Genomic DNA, 15,672 nt, shown 5'->3' on the forward strand with positions numbered 1-15,672 from the left:
CCGAGGGAGCCTGGACATGCACGCGGGCCACCCGCCGCCACGGAGCGCGAATGGGATTTTCAGGATCTGCTCAAGCGAGGTTCTCACGCCCCGGCGTCAATCAGACGCGTCCCAAGTCTGAATCACGCGGATTCAGTTGGCAAGCCGCATAATGCCGGTTTGTGGCGATCACCTCGCCAAAGCGAACAACGGCCCGGCGCGCCGTAAAGGGGGGCTGTTGCGCTGCCGGGCCGTTCCCCGGTTCTCCTCCCCAGGAGAACACGAACAGCACAACCCCAAAGCGTCGCCGTGGTTCCCGTCAAAGCAGTATCGAAACGCCGCGCGCGAACACGACCACGCCCACTATGAAGACAACCCCCGCGGCGGCCACGAAGACCACGAACACGCCTCGCTGGAGGGCGGCGGACCTCATCCGCGCAACAGGGCTTCGAAATCGGCCAAGGTCTTGGAGCTGACGCCGCAGGCTCGGGCCGCTGCGATCGCCGCCGTCATTTCGATCCGCCAGGCGTCGTCCTGCAGCAGACCGGGCGTGGCCCGCGCACGCCGCCGCAGCGTCTCCAAAGGCTCCACAAACTCAGTCTGGCAGTCATCCACGGTATCCTCCCTCAAGGCCGACCGTCACCTTGGCCCACCACCCTGCTCAGGTCCACGGGGCATAGGCGGCCAAAGCCGCCCCTGCCCCGCCAAGCCTCAGCGCTTCATCGCCCTCTCGTGGACCCAGCCCTCGTTCATCAGGACCACGGCGACCTTGCCTTCCAGGGTCTCAGCGTTGTCGCGCGCCAGCTGCGCGAGTTGCCCTTGGCGCTGAACGCCTTCTCGCCTTCCGGCGTCGGCGTATAACCGCCCCTTGTCCGCATTGCACGAAGGAAAATTGGTACAGCCTTGACGAGGTCGCGACGCACGTTCGTTGCATGCGATGCCGGCAAGATTTCACGTATCCCCAGTCCGCCCCCTCCCGTGAACGCTTCAAATATCGGGTCGTCGGTCCCTTTGCGACACCGCACTACGCTCAAGGAGGCTACTGCGTCGCCTTGACCTTGGCGTTGCTCAACGACTTTAGAGGCATGGACCCCTTCACCTACACAACCAGTCTTAACTTGAAAGGGAATGACGGGAAGCAGCTTGAGACCGACTTCTTCGCCTGGAAGGGTTCAAATAGCTGGAGTCGCAATGGCAAGGATCCACAAGCGATCGTCGGAGAGTGCAAGAGTCTCGGGGCTGACGGATTCAAGAAGGGCGACATCGACCGACTTAAGGCCTTGGCCGAAGCCCTTCCGGGAGCCTTCATTGTATGCGCGACGCTGAAATCGGCATTCTCCGTAGAGGAAACCGCGCGGCTCCAGGCTCTTGTTCGATGGGGCTGGAGGCGGCGATCACCTAACCGATCACCCACCCGCGTGATCCTTCTAACCGGCGTTGATCTACTGGCAGATGAACCGCCAATCTACTGTTGGAAGGCGGCGGGCGGACATCTCGCGGAAATTGCCGCGAACACACAACACATCATGAGCTTGGCGGATCTCGCTGCAGTCACCCAGCAAGGTCATCTCCGCTTTTCAGACGATGAGATGTCGCGAATGAAATGGCCTCAAAGAGGGCGCAACGACAACGTTTAGCTATTCTAAACGAATACGCCGCAGACAAAGACGAAGCCTGTCGGATGCGCGCGCCTACTTCCGGCGCGCAATGCCGATTGGCCCCAACAACTCAACGCCTTACCTATCTGCCCGGCCCTCGCGCGTCGCTTCGGCGTGGGAAAGGTCTGCGATGCGCTCTTCGCTCGCGGTTGAAACTAAGTCACGAAGGGAGACTACAGCTTCAAGCTGAAACGTCAGATCGTCGGGATCGAGGTCATATTGATCGGAATAGCGCGCCTCGACATAGGCGCGCTTCAGAAGCTCGAAGCGGCGGCGGTCGGCGCGCTGCTCGCGGGGCCAAGCGGCAGTCAGGCGTTTGTCGGTATCCTCCGCTAAGGATCGGAGAAACTTGATGTTATGGGAGCGTGGAAAATAGAAGGTGCTGACGAGCAGGAAGCAAATGTACGCTGACTCTGTCGCCTGATGTAGGCGAAACGCGGCATGCTTTCGAGCGCGTCGGCTTTCAGTTGCGTCGGCCAAATGCTGCCGCGCCTCCTTAATCCACACGTCGATGTCGCCTAGCTTTTCGTCATAATATCGCCGGGCTGCATCTCGTGCCTCAGCTGCCGTCATCGGCTGTGGCTGAGCGAACGGATGGCCCGGCAACTCATAGAGCGTCACCCCGTCGCGCAGGATGTCGGTCCAGAAATACTCGCCCCGGGTCAGGGCCTGGTTCACCTCGGCCATGGTGTGGACGATGATGTTGACCGTCCGCCCCACGGCGGGATCGCGCAGGATCTTGTCCTCGGCGACGTACCAGTAGTCGGCGATGTCGGTCAGCTTCTCATGGCTGACGATCACCAGCAGATCGAAATCGGACAGATAGCCGTTGTCGGGCTCATCGACCCAGTCGTTGCGGGCGTATGATCCGAACAGGATGATCTTCAGCACCCGGCCGTCGCGTCGCCAGGGCTGGGTGCCCCCGCCCCCGCTTTTGATCGCGGCCTCGAACTCGGTCAGCAGGGTCGTGCGGACGCGTTCCAGCTCGCGCTGCTGCTTGGCCGGCAGATGGTCGAGATCAGCGCGCATGGCGGCGCCCGCCCTGCGTCCGCAGCGTCGTCGGGTCGATCATCATGCCTGTCGCCTGCGTTCGCATCCGCGCCCCAAATCACTTCCGCACAAGCCTACCTCCCCTGCCCGCCAAGCGCCACAATGAGGGAGGGTGTCCGCCGGACAGTTGAGAACACGAGAGCTCGTGCGCCGACGCCTTTAGCTTGCGCCTGTACATAGCGGCGGCCAGCCGGGGACGCGGGACTGTCGCCGGTCCGGCGGCGCGAGGCAAGCGGCGGGTCCTCCCGAGCGGTGCGTTATGAATGCGAGGGCGGCCAGACGCGATCCACGGACAGCGCCCCGGCGGGCAAGGCCTTCAGCATTTCGCCCTCTGGCCGGGACAGGTCCAGCCAGGCCATCCCCTCCTCCGACGCCAGCACCACGACCTGTCGGTCATGGTAGGGCGCGACATCCGGGCCGGGCTCCGTCGTCAGCATGGCGAAGGCGCCGTCGCGAACGACGCCCGCGATCCAGAACCAGGACGCTCCGCTCATGGTGAACAGCCATTTGGTCTTTCGCTTCTCGCCGGGCTGAGCCTCGGTGAACTCATAGAAACCGTCGGCCGGGATCAAACAGCGTGTCGATCCATCGAACCGTCGTCCGTCCGATCTGAAGTTGAACACGGGGCGACCACCCGGCCCCTTCCACGCCCACGGCGTCATCGTCAGTTGAGGGGTCTCGCCTTCGAGTGTGATGACCGCGGCCCGATCACCAATACGGATGTCGTCCGTCGCCGGGAGGTTGGGCTGGCCATCGGGAAAATGCAGCGGCCTGTCCGCCTGGCGGAAGGCATCCCCGATCACGTTCACCGGGACGTGGAGGCGATAGTTGTTGCACATGGCGTCAGCTTCTCATGGCGCCGGGGCCTTGTGGAGTCGCAGGCGCCGTCGCCGAACGTTCGAACCTGAACAGGAGGAACCGAGCATCGTCGCAGAAGTTAACGGCTCGGAGGGTATGACCATGATCATCATCGCCTTGGCCGCCGCACTGATGCTGGACGCCTCGCCGAAACTGGAAACGGTGGCGAAGCTGACCGCGCGCGAAGCCCCGGCTCAGGAAAACTACGCTGCGCCGATCCTCGCCGTCGCCGTCACGCTTGAATGTACCGCGCGCGCGACCGGCCAGGTCGAGAACTGCCGCGTGCTGGGAGAGACCCATCCAGGCCTCGGATTTGGCGCCGCTGCGGTCGCCTTGATGCGAGACGCGACCGTTGAGCCTGGCGACGAGGACTTCCAGTTCGCCCGAACGATCCAGTTCACCCCCTAAAGGTCTGATCCGTCGCCAGGACGGCGTTCGCAACACCGCAGCCTTCAGCCGTTGAACGGCTTTGAAAGGGAAACCGTACATGCCCAGGTCCGTAATCCTGACGGTGGGAACCGTCGCCTTGCTCACCCTTGGCGCCTGCGGCAGCCGGGACGCCGAGCGTTCCGCGCCTGAAGCCGCATCCCTTGAGGATGACGCCACATCGGAGCTCACCACTGGCGCGGCCGCCTCCAATCCGGCGGCGACCCAACAAGCAGGTGTCGCCCAGACACCTACGCAACAGGTCGATCAGGGCGGGCAAGAGGGATCGAGCGCGCCGCCGCCCCAGTGACGCTCGCCCGAACGCTCAGCTACGAGGCGCCAGATCGCGATAGGGCTCCCCGCGTTCGCCCGCATCCGCCCGCGTCAGGACTTGGGTTTCCAGCGTGGAGGAGATCGCAACCTTGATGTTCCGATGTCGAACGCCGTCGTCCAGGGTTCGACACTCTTCCTTCAGGACATAAAAGGTCGGGACCCACTCGACGTCCTTCACGGTGATCAGGCCCGGCATCAGGTCCGGGTTTGGGCCTGCCGCCGCCGCCATGGCGTCTAACGCTTCCGCGAGTTGGTCTGGGGTCATGGTAGCGCTTTAGCCGAGTCGGTCAGGCTCAAGAACCAGGTTGCAGCAAGGAAGAAGGTCGCCGCCTAGACCCCCATCGCTTTCAGCGCCGACTTCAGGCTAACCGCCGAGGCGCGGAAGTTCGCCCATGGATCGGGCTTCTTCAGCAAAGCCCCATAAGTCCAAAGGTTGAATGCAGCCGGATCCAACCCGACCTTGACCTGCGCCCATGAGAGGGGGAACGCGATCCCCGCCCCCGGTCGAGCGCGCGGCGACCAGGGGGCGACCGCCGTCGCCATCCGTCCGTTCCTCAGATAATCGATAAAGATCTTTCCGCCCCGCGCCTTCTTGGCCAGGGTGGTCGTGAACCGATCGGGCGCCTCAGCGCGGATCTGTTCGGCTACAGCCCTGGCGAACGCCTTGTTCTGATCCCAGGTGACACGCGAGCGGGCGTCCGTTTTGATCGGTACGACAACGTGCAACCCCTTGCCCCCGGTCGTCTTGACGAAGGCCGCCAGGCCCAAAGCCTCGACCTTCGCCTTCACCACCTTGGAGGCAGCGATTACATCGGCGAAGTTCAGCCCTTCGTCTGGGTCCAGGTCGAAAGTGATCTGGTCCGGGATTTCCGGCTCGCCAGGGGCGCAGCCCCATGGATGCAGCTCGAGCCCGCCCGACTGGGCGATCGCGACCAGACCGCCCACATCGGCCGCGGCGACATAGGGCGTGCGCGCCTCGACATCGATCAACTTCAGGCGCGGGTTCGACCCCGGCATGGCGTGACGCTGGAAGAAGGTCTCGCCGGCGATGCCCTCAGGCGCGCGAATGATCGAGGTCGGCCGGTCCGCCACATGGGCCAGAATCCGCTCGGCCGCCGCTTCATAGTAGCGCGCCAGATCGGCCTTGGTGATCGCCGGCCGGTCATCCACGGCGGGCCACAGCACCTTGTCGGGACTTGAGATCGTCACCCCGGCGACCATCACCTTGCCCGGCTTTCCAGCCGACCGCGTCGTCATCATCGGGTTCTTCGCATCGCCCATCTGCGTCGGGGTCTGCGGCGCCTGCGTCACCTCGGCAGCCGTCTTGTCTTCGCGCAAGCCTTTGAACGCCGCCTGTCTTAGGGAGCCCGCCTCGGTGTATCCCCCATGCTCGACTTCGACGACCAAAACCGGTTTGACCCAGTGGATGTCTCTGGCCGCCTTCGGCGCGCGTGGACCAAAAAAAGGCGATCTGTCTGTCGCCACGCCCTGAAGCGCCGGCACCAGCATCTTCGTCACCGCTTCGCCATAGCCGGTCCCAACGCGTCCCAGATAGCGCAGGCCGTTCTCTTCCTTCACGCCGACCAGTAGCGAGCGAAACCGCGTCCCCCCTTCCGACGACCACCCGCCGATCACCACCTCGTCGCGCCCTCGGCATTTGGACTTCAGCCAGGTCGTGGACCGCCCCGCGTGATACGGGGCTTCCAGCTTCTTGGAGATCACACCTTCTAGGTCCATCCTGCACGCGCTCTCGAGCACGGCCTGCCCTGATGAGGCGAAGTGCTCGACGTAACGCACCCGACCCGCCGCTCGTTTGGCGATCCGGTCAATATAGGCCTGTAGCCGCGCCTTGCGATGCGAGAGCGGCAACTTGCGCAGATCCTCCGCCCCCTCGAACAACAGGTCGAAAGCGAAGTAGACAAGGCTGCCGGTCTTCTCGTTCGAGATTGCGGCCTGAAGCGCCCCGAAATCAGGCATGTGATCGTCGTCCAGCGCGCACAACTCACCGTCGATCACAGCGTCCGGCCAAGTTGCGGCATCCGCCGCCAGCTCAGGGAACCGGTCACTCCAGTCCAGACCCTTGCGTGTCCGCAGCACCGCCCGGCCGCCACCGACCCCGATCTGAATGCGATAGCCGTCAAACTTGATCTCATGCGACCAGCCCACTCCGCCCGGCGGATAGTCCGTCACCTTGCACAGTTGGATCGGCGCAAATGGTGGCGGCTTTGGCGCCTTCAGCGCCGCTTTCGACGACCTGGGTTTGGCCGGCCCCTTTCGCGGTGTCGGCTTGGACGACGTCCATTCCTTGGCGCCCTCTGCGATCTCGGCCAGCGAGCGCCCCGTGGTTACGGAGGCATCGATCTCGGCCAAAGCATCCCCCTCGCCTGCCACCGCGAAGTCGTCCTTCTCCTTCAACAGCAGCCAATTGTTCCGCTTGGACGGCTTGCCGCGATCGTTCTTCAACCGGATCAGCGCCCACTTGCCCTTCAGCCGCTCGCCGTGAAGGACCATTTTGATTTGCCCCTTGGCCCAGGCCGCCTCCAGGTCCGGCTCCTGTGGTTCCCACGTGCCGACGTCCCACATCTGCACCGTGCCGGCGCCATAGTTGCCCTCGGGTATCGTGCCCTCGAACGAGCCGTAGTCCAGCGGGTGATCCTCGACCTCCACTGCAAGTCGCTTGACCGCCGTGTCGCGCGACGGCGCCTTGGTCACGGCCCAGGACTTCAGCACCCCGTCCGCCTCAATGCGGAAATCATAATGTAGCCGCGTCGCCGCATGACGCTGGATCAGATAGCGAAAGGCGCCCGTGGATCGCCCGCCCTTGGCGCCCTTGGGCTCGGGGGTCTCGCCGAACCGGCGCTTGGTTTGGTAGGTCTTCAGTTCGCCACGCATCCCGCCATAATCCCTGCTGGAGCAAACCGTTGCGGCTCATGTCGTCAGGATCAGGGACACGGTGACTTGGGCAATGCGCCAGCAGCGGTCATTGAATGATCGCCGATAGCAGACCTTCTAGCGCGCCCTCCTACATATCCGCTCCCGCAGGTTGCCACAGGGCGCCGCAAGTCGTACTGCGACGCATTCTTATCATGAGTGCGAGGCGACGATGCGCCCTTCCCTGTTCGGCCTCCTGGCATCCGTCTCCTGTATGGCCTTGACCAACGCCTCGCCGACCTGGGCGCAGCAAGAGGAACCGACAACTCTTTCCGACATCGTCGTAACAGGATCGCAGGTTTCCCTGCCCCCCGCCTATGCTGGGGGTCAGGTGGCTACAGGGGGGCGGGTCGGCTTATTCGGGTCGCTGGACACTATGGACACGCCCTTCTCCTCGACCAGCTTCACCGAAGACTTGGTCCGCAACCAGCAGGCCCGCAGCGTCGCCGACGTGCTGCAGAACGATCCGGCGGTCCGCGTCTCCAAGGGCTTTGGCAACTTCCAGGAGCTCTACATCATCCGCGGCTTCCCGGTCTTCTCGGACGACATGACCTATAACGGCCTCTACGGCGTGCTGCCGCGCCAGTACGTGGCGGCGGAGCTGCTGGAGCGAGTCGAGGTCTTTCGGGGGGCGACCGCCTTCCTGAACGGCGCTGCGCCCGGCGGCAGCGGCGTGGGCGGCGCGGTCAACCTTGTGCCCAAGCGCGCGCGCAATGCGCCCCTGACTCGTCTGACCGCCGGGTGGGAAGGCGGCGACGAGATCTACGCCGCCGCGGATGTTTCGCGCCGCTTTGGGGAGGGCGACGCCTGGGGCCTGCGTCTGAATCTGGCCAGCCGCGCGGGCGAAGGCTCGGTCGAGGGCGAAGGTCGCGCCATGACGGTTCTGGGCCTCGGCCTGGATCGCCGCGGCGATCGCGCCCGCTTCTCCGCCGACTTGGGATGGCAGGACAACCGCATCGACGCGCCGCGTCCGCAGGTCACGCCCGCCGGCGCCATTCCAAAGCCGCCGTCCGCCGACAAGAATTTCGCCCAGCCCTGGACCTATACCAACGAAACCCAGCTGTTCGGCGCCCTGCGCGGCGAGTTCGACGTGACCGACGCCATCACGATCTGGGCGGCCGTGGGCGGACGCGAAGGCAAGGAGCGTAACAGCCTGGCCAACCCGACAGCGCAAGCCGACGGAAGCCTGAGCAGCAACCGTTTCGACAACGGACGGCGCGATCAGGTCTTTTCAGCCGACGTCGGCGTTCGCGCTGATTTTGACACCGGACCGGTCGGACATCGTCTGGTCGCCTCCGCCGCCCAGGTCCAGACGCGGGAGAGCAACTCCTACGCCTTCTCCGATTTCGGCGGCTTCGTCGGCAACATATATGATCCGGTCTTCGTCCCTGCGCCGCCCGCCGACGCCCTGATCGCCGGTTCGTTGACCGATCCCACCGTCGTCGGGCGGGTCAAGACGACCAGCTTCGCCGTGGCCGACATGATCTCATTCCTGGACGGCCGCGTCCTGGCCACGGTCGGCGCCCGCTATCAGGAAATCGACACCCGCTCCTACGACTACAACACCACGGCTCGCACCGGCGGGTACGCCAGCGATGCGGTCACGCCGGTCTTCGCCCTTGTCTACAAGCCAAGCGACAGGGTCTCGCTGTACGCCAACTATTCCGAGGCCCTGCTGCCCGGGAAAATCGCGCCGGGCGTGATCAACAACCTGCCGGTCGCAAACGCGGGCGAGGTGCTGGAGCCCTTCCGCGCCCAACAGGCCGAGGTCGGCGTCAAATACGACGGCGGCGCCTTCGGCGGCACGCTCAGCGCCTTCACCACCACCTTGCCGAGCGAGCTTTTCGACCCTGCCGACCGCCTCTATTCCGCCGGCGGTGAGCAGAAGAACCGGGGCGTCGAGCTGACGGTCTTCGGCGAGCCCGTCATGGGCCTACGGCTGCTCGGCGGCGCGACCTGGCTGGACGCCGAGATCAAGCGCGCGCTGGATGCGTCGCTGGACGGCAAGTCGCCCATCGGCGTGCCAGAATTCCAGGCCAACCTGAACGTCGAGTGGGATGTCCCCGCCCTCGCCGGCCTGACGCTGGAAGGCCGCGCCGTCCACACCGGCGCCCAGCCCGCCAGCGCCGACAATGCGATCGAGCTGGACTCCTGGACGCGGTTCGACGCCGGGGTGCGCTATGCCTTCGAAGCGGGCGGGCAGCCGCTGACGCTGCGGGCCCGGGTCGAGAACCTGGCCGATGAGGATCAATGGGTTGCGGTCGGCGGCTATCCGGGCTCGAACTATCTGACGCTCGGCGCGCCCCGCACCCTGCGACTGTCGATCTCCACGGAGTTTTGAACCGCATGCGGACGCGGACCATCCGCGCCTGGTCCTGGGTGCACAAGTGGTCGAGCCTGATCTCGACCGTCTTCCTGCTGATGCTCTGCATCACAGGCCTGCCGCTGGTGTTCACGCACGAGATCGAGGAGGTCCTGTTGCATCAGCAGTGGGAACCAGCACGCTCAGACGGTTCGAAACTGAACCTGGATCAGGTGCTCGAGGTCGCCCTGTCGCGCCATCCCGGCGACGTCGCGGCCTTCATGAGCTTTGATGAGGAGCGCCCGGTCGTGAACGTGACGAGCGTCGATCCGAAGGGACCGGCCGGCGTCTACAACTTCCAGCCCATAGACCAGACCAGCGGCGAGGCCGCCCCGCCAGTCGCCGGCCACCCGGTAATGGAGTTCCTGCTCCAATTGCACACCGACATGTTTCTCGGCCTGCCCGGCATGCTGTTCCTAGGCGCCATGGGTCTGTTCCTCATTGCGGCCCTAGTGTCAGGCGTCGTGCTCTACGCCCCCTTCATGCGTCGCCTGCCCTTCGGCACGGTTCGGGCGTCCAAGGCGGCGCGTACACGCTGGCTGGATTATCACAACCTTCTAGGCGCGGTGACGCTAGCCTGGGTTCTCGTCGTTGGCGTGACGGGCGTGGTCAACACTCTGGCGACGCCCATCATCGCTTTCTGGAAGGACACGGCGCTGAAGGAACTGACCGCCGCCTACGACGCCCCTGTCGCGGCAGGTGAACGCGCCTCGCTCGATGCAGCAGTGCAGCGCGCCCAGGCCGCTCTGCCCGGCATGAGGTTGCAGTTCGTGGCTTTCCCCGGTTCTGACTATTCGACGGACCAGCACTATGCCGTCTTCTTCCACGGCGACACGCCGCTGACGATGCATATGACCACCCCCGCCCTGATCCACGCACGAACAGGGGAGCTCGCGGCGGTGGCGCCCATGCCCTGGTACGTGAAGACCCTGTCCCTGTCCCAACCGCTGCATTTCGGCGATTACGGCGGGCTGAGTCTGAAGATCCTATGGGCGCTGCTGGACATCGCCACCATCGTCATCCTGTTCTCCGGCCTCTACCTCTGGCTCGCCAAGCGGAAGAAGACGTCATGAGCCGCAAGGACCTGGGTTTCCGGGCCATATTCGGCGTGCCGATCATCCTCTTCGCACTCAGCCTGATCGGGCTGATCGGCGCTCTGTTGGAGGATGGTCTGTGGGACTGGCTCGGCGCCGCCCTCCTGGGAACGCCCCTCCTTGTCCTGGCGTGGGCTTTGATCCGTCGAAGACGGTAGAAGCCTGTCCGGTCTGCGCGGCCCGATACCAACTAAACCGTTGTCACCGTTGCCGAACGGTCTCCTATTCGTCCAGTCTGCGCCCCGGTCATCTGGGCAAGGCCGAAAACACGACATTCCGGATCACACACATAGCTCAAACCCGCCGGCGGTCGTCCTCAGTCGGCGGACGCCATGAGCGGATCTTCGACCTCTGGCGTCACGATATCTTCAGCTTCCCCTAGACAGGTTCGTCCAGACCCTCGGCTGAACTGACAACTACCGCTGCGGCAGGGCCCAGGCGATCACATGATCTCCCGCCGGGGTCTCCATGAAATGATGCCCGCCCGCCATTAGCACCAGGTACTGCCGCCCGTCCTGCTCATAGACCATGGGTCCGGCCTGACCGCCGGCCGGCAAGACGTCGGACCAGACCGTCTCGCCGGTCTCGATGTCGATGGCCCGGATCAGGTCGTCGGTCGTAGCGGCGATGAAGATCAGCCCGCCGGCGGTGACAACCGACCCGCCGTTGTTGGGGGTGCCGATGTCGAGCGGCAACATCGACGGGATGCCGAACGGGCCGTTCTTGCGCGCCGTGCCTAGGGGCCGATCCCAGACAGTCTGGCCGGTACGAATGTCGATGGCCCGGATGCCACCGTAGGGGGGCTGTTTACACAGCATGCCGGTCGAGCCCATGCGCCAGCCGGCGTTGACGTCGATGGCGTAGGGCACCCCCATCTGGGGATCGCCCGCGCCCTCGGCGCCTTCCGGGACGCCGCCGCGGGACTCCGGCGTCTGTTCCTCCAGCCGTGGGTCGCCATGCGGGAACCAGCCCTTTTCATTGGCTTCTGCGCGCGGGACCAGGCGATTGAAGTTAGGCATGTCGTTGTAGTTGGCGATGATCCAGCCCCGCTTCGGATCGACCGCAATCCCGCCCCAGTCGGACCCGCCATTGTAGCCGGGATACTGGATCCAGCGCCGGTCGCTGGTCGGCGGCGTATAGATGCCGTCATAGGCGGCCTGGCGAAATCCGATGCGGCAGATCATCTGGTCGATCGGCGACATCCCCCACATGTCGCGCTCGGTGAGGTCGCGCTTCGCCAGGGTATGGAAGCGCGAGAACGGCTGGGTCGGGGCGCGCTCTCGCGGCTCCACCCCGCCCACGGGCGCGGGACGATCCTCGACAGCCGTCAGGGGCCGACCGGTGCGACGATCCAGAATATAGAGGTCGCCCTGTTTGCTGGGCAGGACCAGGGCCGGCACGACACCGGCAGGGGTCGGATAGTCGATCAGAGTCGCCTGGGACCCGAGATCGTAGTCCCAGACGTCCTTGCGCACCGTCTGGAACGACCAGGCCGGGCGGCCGGTGTTGACGTCCAGCGCCACCAGGGAGGTCGAATAGCGGTTCTCGGCTTCCGACCGGTCGCCGCTGTAATAGTCGGCGGCTGAGTTGCCCATGGGCAGATAGACCAGCCCGAGCTGTTCGTCGCCCGAGGCGGTGGTCCACATATTGGGGGTGCCGCGCGTGTACTGGTCGCCCGCGTCCGGCCGACCGGTCAGGTCGGGCCGGGTCATGTCCCAGGCCCAGCGCAGCTCGCCCGTGATCGCATCGAAGCCTTGGATCACGCCCGACGGCGCCGCCCGGTACTGGCCGTCCAGCACCTGGTGGCCGGTGACGATTACGCCCTGGACGATGGTGGGCGCCGAGGTGATCGAGACCATGCCGGGGATCACGTCGCCCATGCCGATCTTGATGTCGACTGCGCCATTGGTCCCGAACCCGGCGCAGGGGCGGCCGGTCCGGGCGTCTACGGCGATCAGCCGGCCGTCCAGCGTGCCTTCGATGATGCGGGTGGCGCAGGGGCCGGCGGCGGCGGGAGCTGCCGGCGTGCTCGGCGCCGGAGCGCCGGGCGCACCCGCCGCCGGGGCGGACGCCCCTGCGTCGTGATAGGCCACGCCGCGACAGGCGGCGGTGTAGGGAATCCAGTCGTCCGAAACCTCGGGATCATAGCGCCAGCGCTGGCGGCCGGTGCGGGCGTCCAGGGCGATCAGAATGTTCCGCGCGGTGCACAGATAAACCGTGTCGCCGATTTTCAGGGGCGTGGTCTCCGCGCCCCATTTTTCTTCCGGGGTATCGCCAGTGCGGAAGGTCCAGGCTCGCTCTAGCTGGCCGACGTTGTCAGGGGTGATCTGGGTCAGCGGCGAATAGCGCCGCGACGCCTCGGTTCCGCCATAGGTCGGCCAGTCCGCGCCGGCGGCGCGCAGCGAGGGATCGGCCATGGCGGCGAGCGCGGCGGCCGCAACGTCGGCTGGCGACACGGGCCGGTTGGCCTGAGCGATGACCACGCCGGAAATCAGGGCCCCGACGACAAACACCGCCGCTCCCGTCAAGGCCAGCCGTCCGCCTCGGCGGGTGTCCAGCACCGGCAGTGCGGCGATCACCAGCACCAGCAGAACGGCCGGGGCGACCACCCGGGGCACCAGGGCCCAGCCGTTCAGCCCGACCTCCCACACGGCCCAGAGCACGGTCAGAACGAACACGCCGGCGTAGATCAAGGCCCCGGCCAGACGGAGCCGCCACAGCATCACGCCCGAGGCGATCAGCCCCAGACCGGCGAGCAGGTAATAGGCAGACCCGCCCAATGACAGCAGCCATGCGCCGCCAACCACCAGCACCAGACCGATGATTACAAGCACAGCGGCCAAGGCACGCACCGCGATGCCGCTGAGGCCCGCTCGCCTGTCTGTTCGCGCCATGTGCATACCCCGAGGCTGAATATCCGCACTTTGTGAACCGCGACTGCGCGGAGTGGTTCCCCTCGGGCGGTATGCGCGGCTTACATGTAGCTGAGCGCAGACGCGCTCGACGCCGCAGGCATCGAAGTGCCCGGGCGAGGGGTCAGGTGGAGAACTGCCAGGTCCTGGGTGAGACCCATCCGGGTCTGGGGTTCGGCGAAGCAGCGATCGCACTGATGAGGGACGCGACGGTCGAGCCCAGCCCCCAGGACTTCCAGTTCGCCCGAACGATCCAGTTCGTGCCCAAGATTCTTCCCCTAGATTCTTCTCAGCCGCATCAAGGATACACGCCGACCGCAGGAAGACCCTCGCCGTCGCCGTCCTCGGTCAGGACCGCCAAGGCCTTGCCATCCGTGATCGTCAACGTCAGGCGATGCGTCCACATGGGAAGGACGACGCGTCCGTCTTTAATCGGTCGGACGATCATCAACATCAGGGCGTCCTCATCATCACGACGCGCGAACACGCGGATGGTGATCTGTTCACGGGTGATGCGCTGAACCTCGAGCCGCACGTCCATCGGGCCGATCAAGTCAGTCTCGGATACTTCGATCGGCAGTTCACTCGCGCGGCGAAGGACCGGCGTCGTCGAAGAATTGGTCGTGACCAGCCAACTGCGCCCCTGGTCGGGCCAGAGCCCTTCAAAACCGTCCCGCGACGGTCGGAAACAGGTCGTCTGGTCGTTCTGACGTCCAAACACAGTCAAGGCCGAGACCGGAGCGCACCAGAAGCGGCTCGTGCGGTCACCAAGGGCCAAGGGTCGGAAGATCTCGACCTCATGCGCCGGAGTACCCTCCGGGATACGCGCGTTCAGGGCTGTCCCCATCTCGATGTCGCGCGTCACCCGTGCGGTCCGGGCATGCTGCATCATCCCCCGAGCCAGGACCCCGCGAGGCCCCTGGGCCTGCCCATCGACCGTCAAGGCCGTCGGATCAAAGCGCACGCCCCCGACTACGAAAGGCGTGGGCTGGATTTCATCAGGATGGTCAACGGCTGCCTCCAACGCACGAGTGAAACCGCCCGCCTCCTCGAAGGCAGCATCCAGCGAAGGCGCCACGCGTTCGGAAGCAACCGCGACCGCCTGGGCTCCGGTGTCGGCCGTCAGGGTCAGCGCCAGGCCGTCATAGACATAGCTGGCGACATCCCCCGGACGGAGGGGAAGGGGCAGATCGCCTGCGCGCGGCATGACCTGCCCCTTGCCGGAAACGTCCGGCCCTACCAGGCGACGGCGTAGCTTCACCTGCCCACGCTGAACCCTGTCGAGCACCAGTTCCAGGTCAATCCGGGTCGGGTCCCCCACCGGCAGAACCTCGACCCGATCAATGCGCTCGGTCGCTGCGCCAGGGGTGATGGAAGCGATCGACCACCAGGACCCGTACTCGATCGAAGGCGTGGCCAGATTGGCGCGGCCGTCCGGCGTCAAGATCATGCAGACGACAATCGGACGCCACCCCCACTGGTTGATTTCTCCAGACCCGCACCAGGCTTCAATGTCCTGTGTCGCCAGAGCAGTGCGCCCCGTGAAGCGGCGGAATGCGACCCGGGTGCCCGCCTTCATTCGAACCTGACCCATAGCCAGATCCCCCGCGAGAGCGCCCTCACGGACAAGTCGCATCGGAGCCCGCAAGACGACCCCGTTGCGCGCTGCAGAAGGTAGGATCTCAGGATCGCCGGCAGGCTCCAGCCCGTACATCGAGGCGATGAACCGATCCGCCACGCCCATGGCCGACCTAGGCGACTCAACATTCTCTTCGGCAGCGGACGCCGCTTCCGGCGCGGGCGCGACCTCCTGTGACTGAGCCCATACGGTAGTCGGCCCCAACAGGACCCATGCCGCAGCCAACACCCGTCGCATCGTTCCCGCCCCTTCAGCGAATCTCGACCAAACGATAGCGATACCGGATTTCGAATGACACGACGGAGTTCTGTCGCCGGCAGGGGTCAGAAGCCGCGAGCAACGCCAACTACCGAAATCCTGATGCTGACCGCGTCCTGCGCCCTTGGGGCAGCTGTCCGCCATCGTCCGAGATGCGCCATGTGTGGACGGC

General features: G+C 65.3%; 12 protein-coding genes. 5 read left to right on the top strand and 7 right to left on the bottom strand.

Annotated features, from left to right (window positions below; genetic code table 11):
- Window positions 1-408: 408 nt before the first annotated feature.
- Window positions 409-594 (bottom strand): hypothetical protein, encoded by a 186-nt coding sequence (locus tag HX774_RS01295; protein WP_162790580.1) that lies wholly within the window; start codon window positions 592-594, stop codon window positions 409-411.
- Window positions 595-1,064: 470 nt separating this feature from the next.
- On the opposite strand from HX774_RS01295, the gene HX774_RS01300 reads away from it, so the two are divergent.
- The gene (locus HX774_RS01300) at window positions 1,065-1,616 is read left to right on the top strand and encodes a hypothetical protein (RefSeq protein ID WP_178823556.1); all 552 of its coding nucleotides are present in this window, start codon (window positions 1,065-1,067) and stop codon (window positions 1,614-1,616) included.
- 99 nt (window positions 1,617-1,715) lie between these two features.
- Here the strand turns inward: HX774_RS01300 and HX774_RS01305 are convergent, their stop codons facing one another.
- Both HX774_RS01305 and HX774_RS01310 read right to left on the bottom strand, forming a co-directional pair.
- A complete protein-coding gene (locus tag HX774_RS01305) occupies window positions 1,716-2,666 on the bottom strand; it encodes a nucleotidyltransferase and HEPN domain-containing protein (protein WP_178823558.1) in 951 nt (316 codons plus the stop codon).
- Between the two features lie 278 nt (window positions 2,667-2,944).
- Window positions 2,945-3,526 (bottom strand): SOS response-associated peptidase family protein, encoded by a 582-nt coding sequence (locus HX774_RS01310; protein WP_178823559.1) that lies wholly within the window; start codon window positions 3,524-3,526, stop codon window positions 2,945-2,947.
- A 115-nt stretch (window positions 3,527-3,641) separates the two neighbouring features.
- Here HX774_RS01310 and HX774_RS01315 point away from each other — a divergent pair, with 115 nt between their 5' ends.
- Entirely contained in the window at window positions 3,642-3,953 is a 312-nt protein-coding gene (locus HX774_RS01315; RefSeq protein WP_178823561.1) for an energy transducer TonB, read from the top strand.
- 343 nt (window positions 3,954-4,296) lie between these two features.
- Here the strand turns inward: HX774_RS01315 and HX774_RS01320 are convergent, their stop codons facing one another.
- Window positions 4,297-4,569, bottom strand: a complete 273-nt coding sequence (locus tag HX774_RS01320; protein WP_146763787.1) for a hypothetical protein — start codon at window positions 4,567-4,569, stop codon at window positions 4,297-4,299.
- A gap of 65 nt (window positions 4,570-4,634) precedes the next feature.
- Window positions 4,635-7,196, bottom strand: coding sequence for a DNA ligase D (ligD, locus tag HX774_RS01325; RefSeq protein ID WP_178823563.1), 2,562 nt, complete (start codon window positions 7,194-7,196; stop codon window positions 4,635-4,637).
- 415 nt (window positions 7,197-7,611) lie between these two features.
- Here ligD and HX774_RS01330 point away from each other — a divergent pair, with 415 nt between their 5' ends.
- From HX774_RS01330 to HX774_RS01340, 3 genes are read left to right on the top strand one after another with little or no spacing between them, the layout of a single operon-like run.
- Window positions 7,612-9,576, top strand: a complete 1,965-nt coding sequence (locus HX774_RS01330; protein WP_255499853.1) for a TonB-dependent siderophore receptor — start codon at window positions 7,612-7,614, stop codon at window positions 9,574-9,576.
- The gene (locus HX774_RS01335) at window positions 9,486-10,670 is read left to right on the top strand and encodes a PepSY domain-containing protein (RefSeq protein WP_178823567.1); all 1,185 of its coding nucleotides are present in this window, start codon (window positions 9,486-9,488) and stop codon (window positions 10,668-10,670) included. The genes HX774_RS01330 and HX774_RS01335 overlap by 91 nt, the downstream gene beginning before the upstream one ends.
- Window positions 10,667-10,849 (top strand): hypothetical protein, encoded by a 183-nt coding sequence (locus HX774_RS01340; protein ID WP_112999832.1) that lies wholly within the window; start codon window positions 10,667-10,669, stop codon window positions 10,847-10,849. Before HX774_RS01335 ends, HX774_RS01340 begins: the two co-directional genes overlap by 4 nt.
- A gap of 258 nt (window positions 10,850-11,107) precedes the next feature.
- Here HX774_RS01340 and HX774_RS01345 read toward each other — a convergent pair whose 3' ends face one another.
- The gene (locus HX774_RS01345) at window positions 11,108-13,543 is read right to left on the bottom strand and encodes a membrane-bound PQQ-dependent dehydrogenase, glucose/quinate/shikimate family (RefSeq protein ID WP_370523225.1); all 2,436 of its coding nucleotides are present in this window, start codon (window positions 13,541-13,543) and stop codon (window positions 11,108-11,110) included.
- Between the two features lie 358 nt (window positions 13,544-13,901).
- Window positions 13,902-15,197, bottom strand: a complete 1,296-nt coding sequence (locus tag HX774_RS01350; protein ID WP_218650202.1) for a hypothetical protein — start codon at window positions 15,195-15,197, stop codon at window positions 13,902-13,904.
- Between the last annotated feature and the right edge of the window lie 475 nt (window positions 15,198-15,672).

This window comes from Brevundimonas sp. P7753, from assembly GCF_013386595.1.
Lineage (GTDB): Bacteria > Pseudomonadota > Alphaproteobacteria > Caulobacterales > Caulobacteraceae > Brevundimonas > Brevundimonas bullata.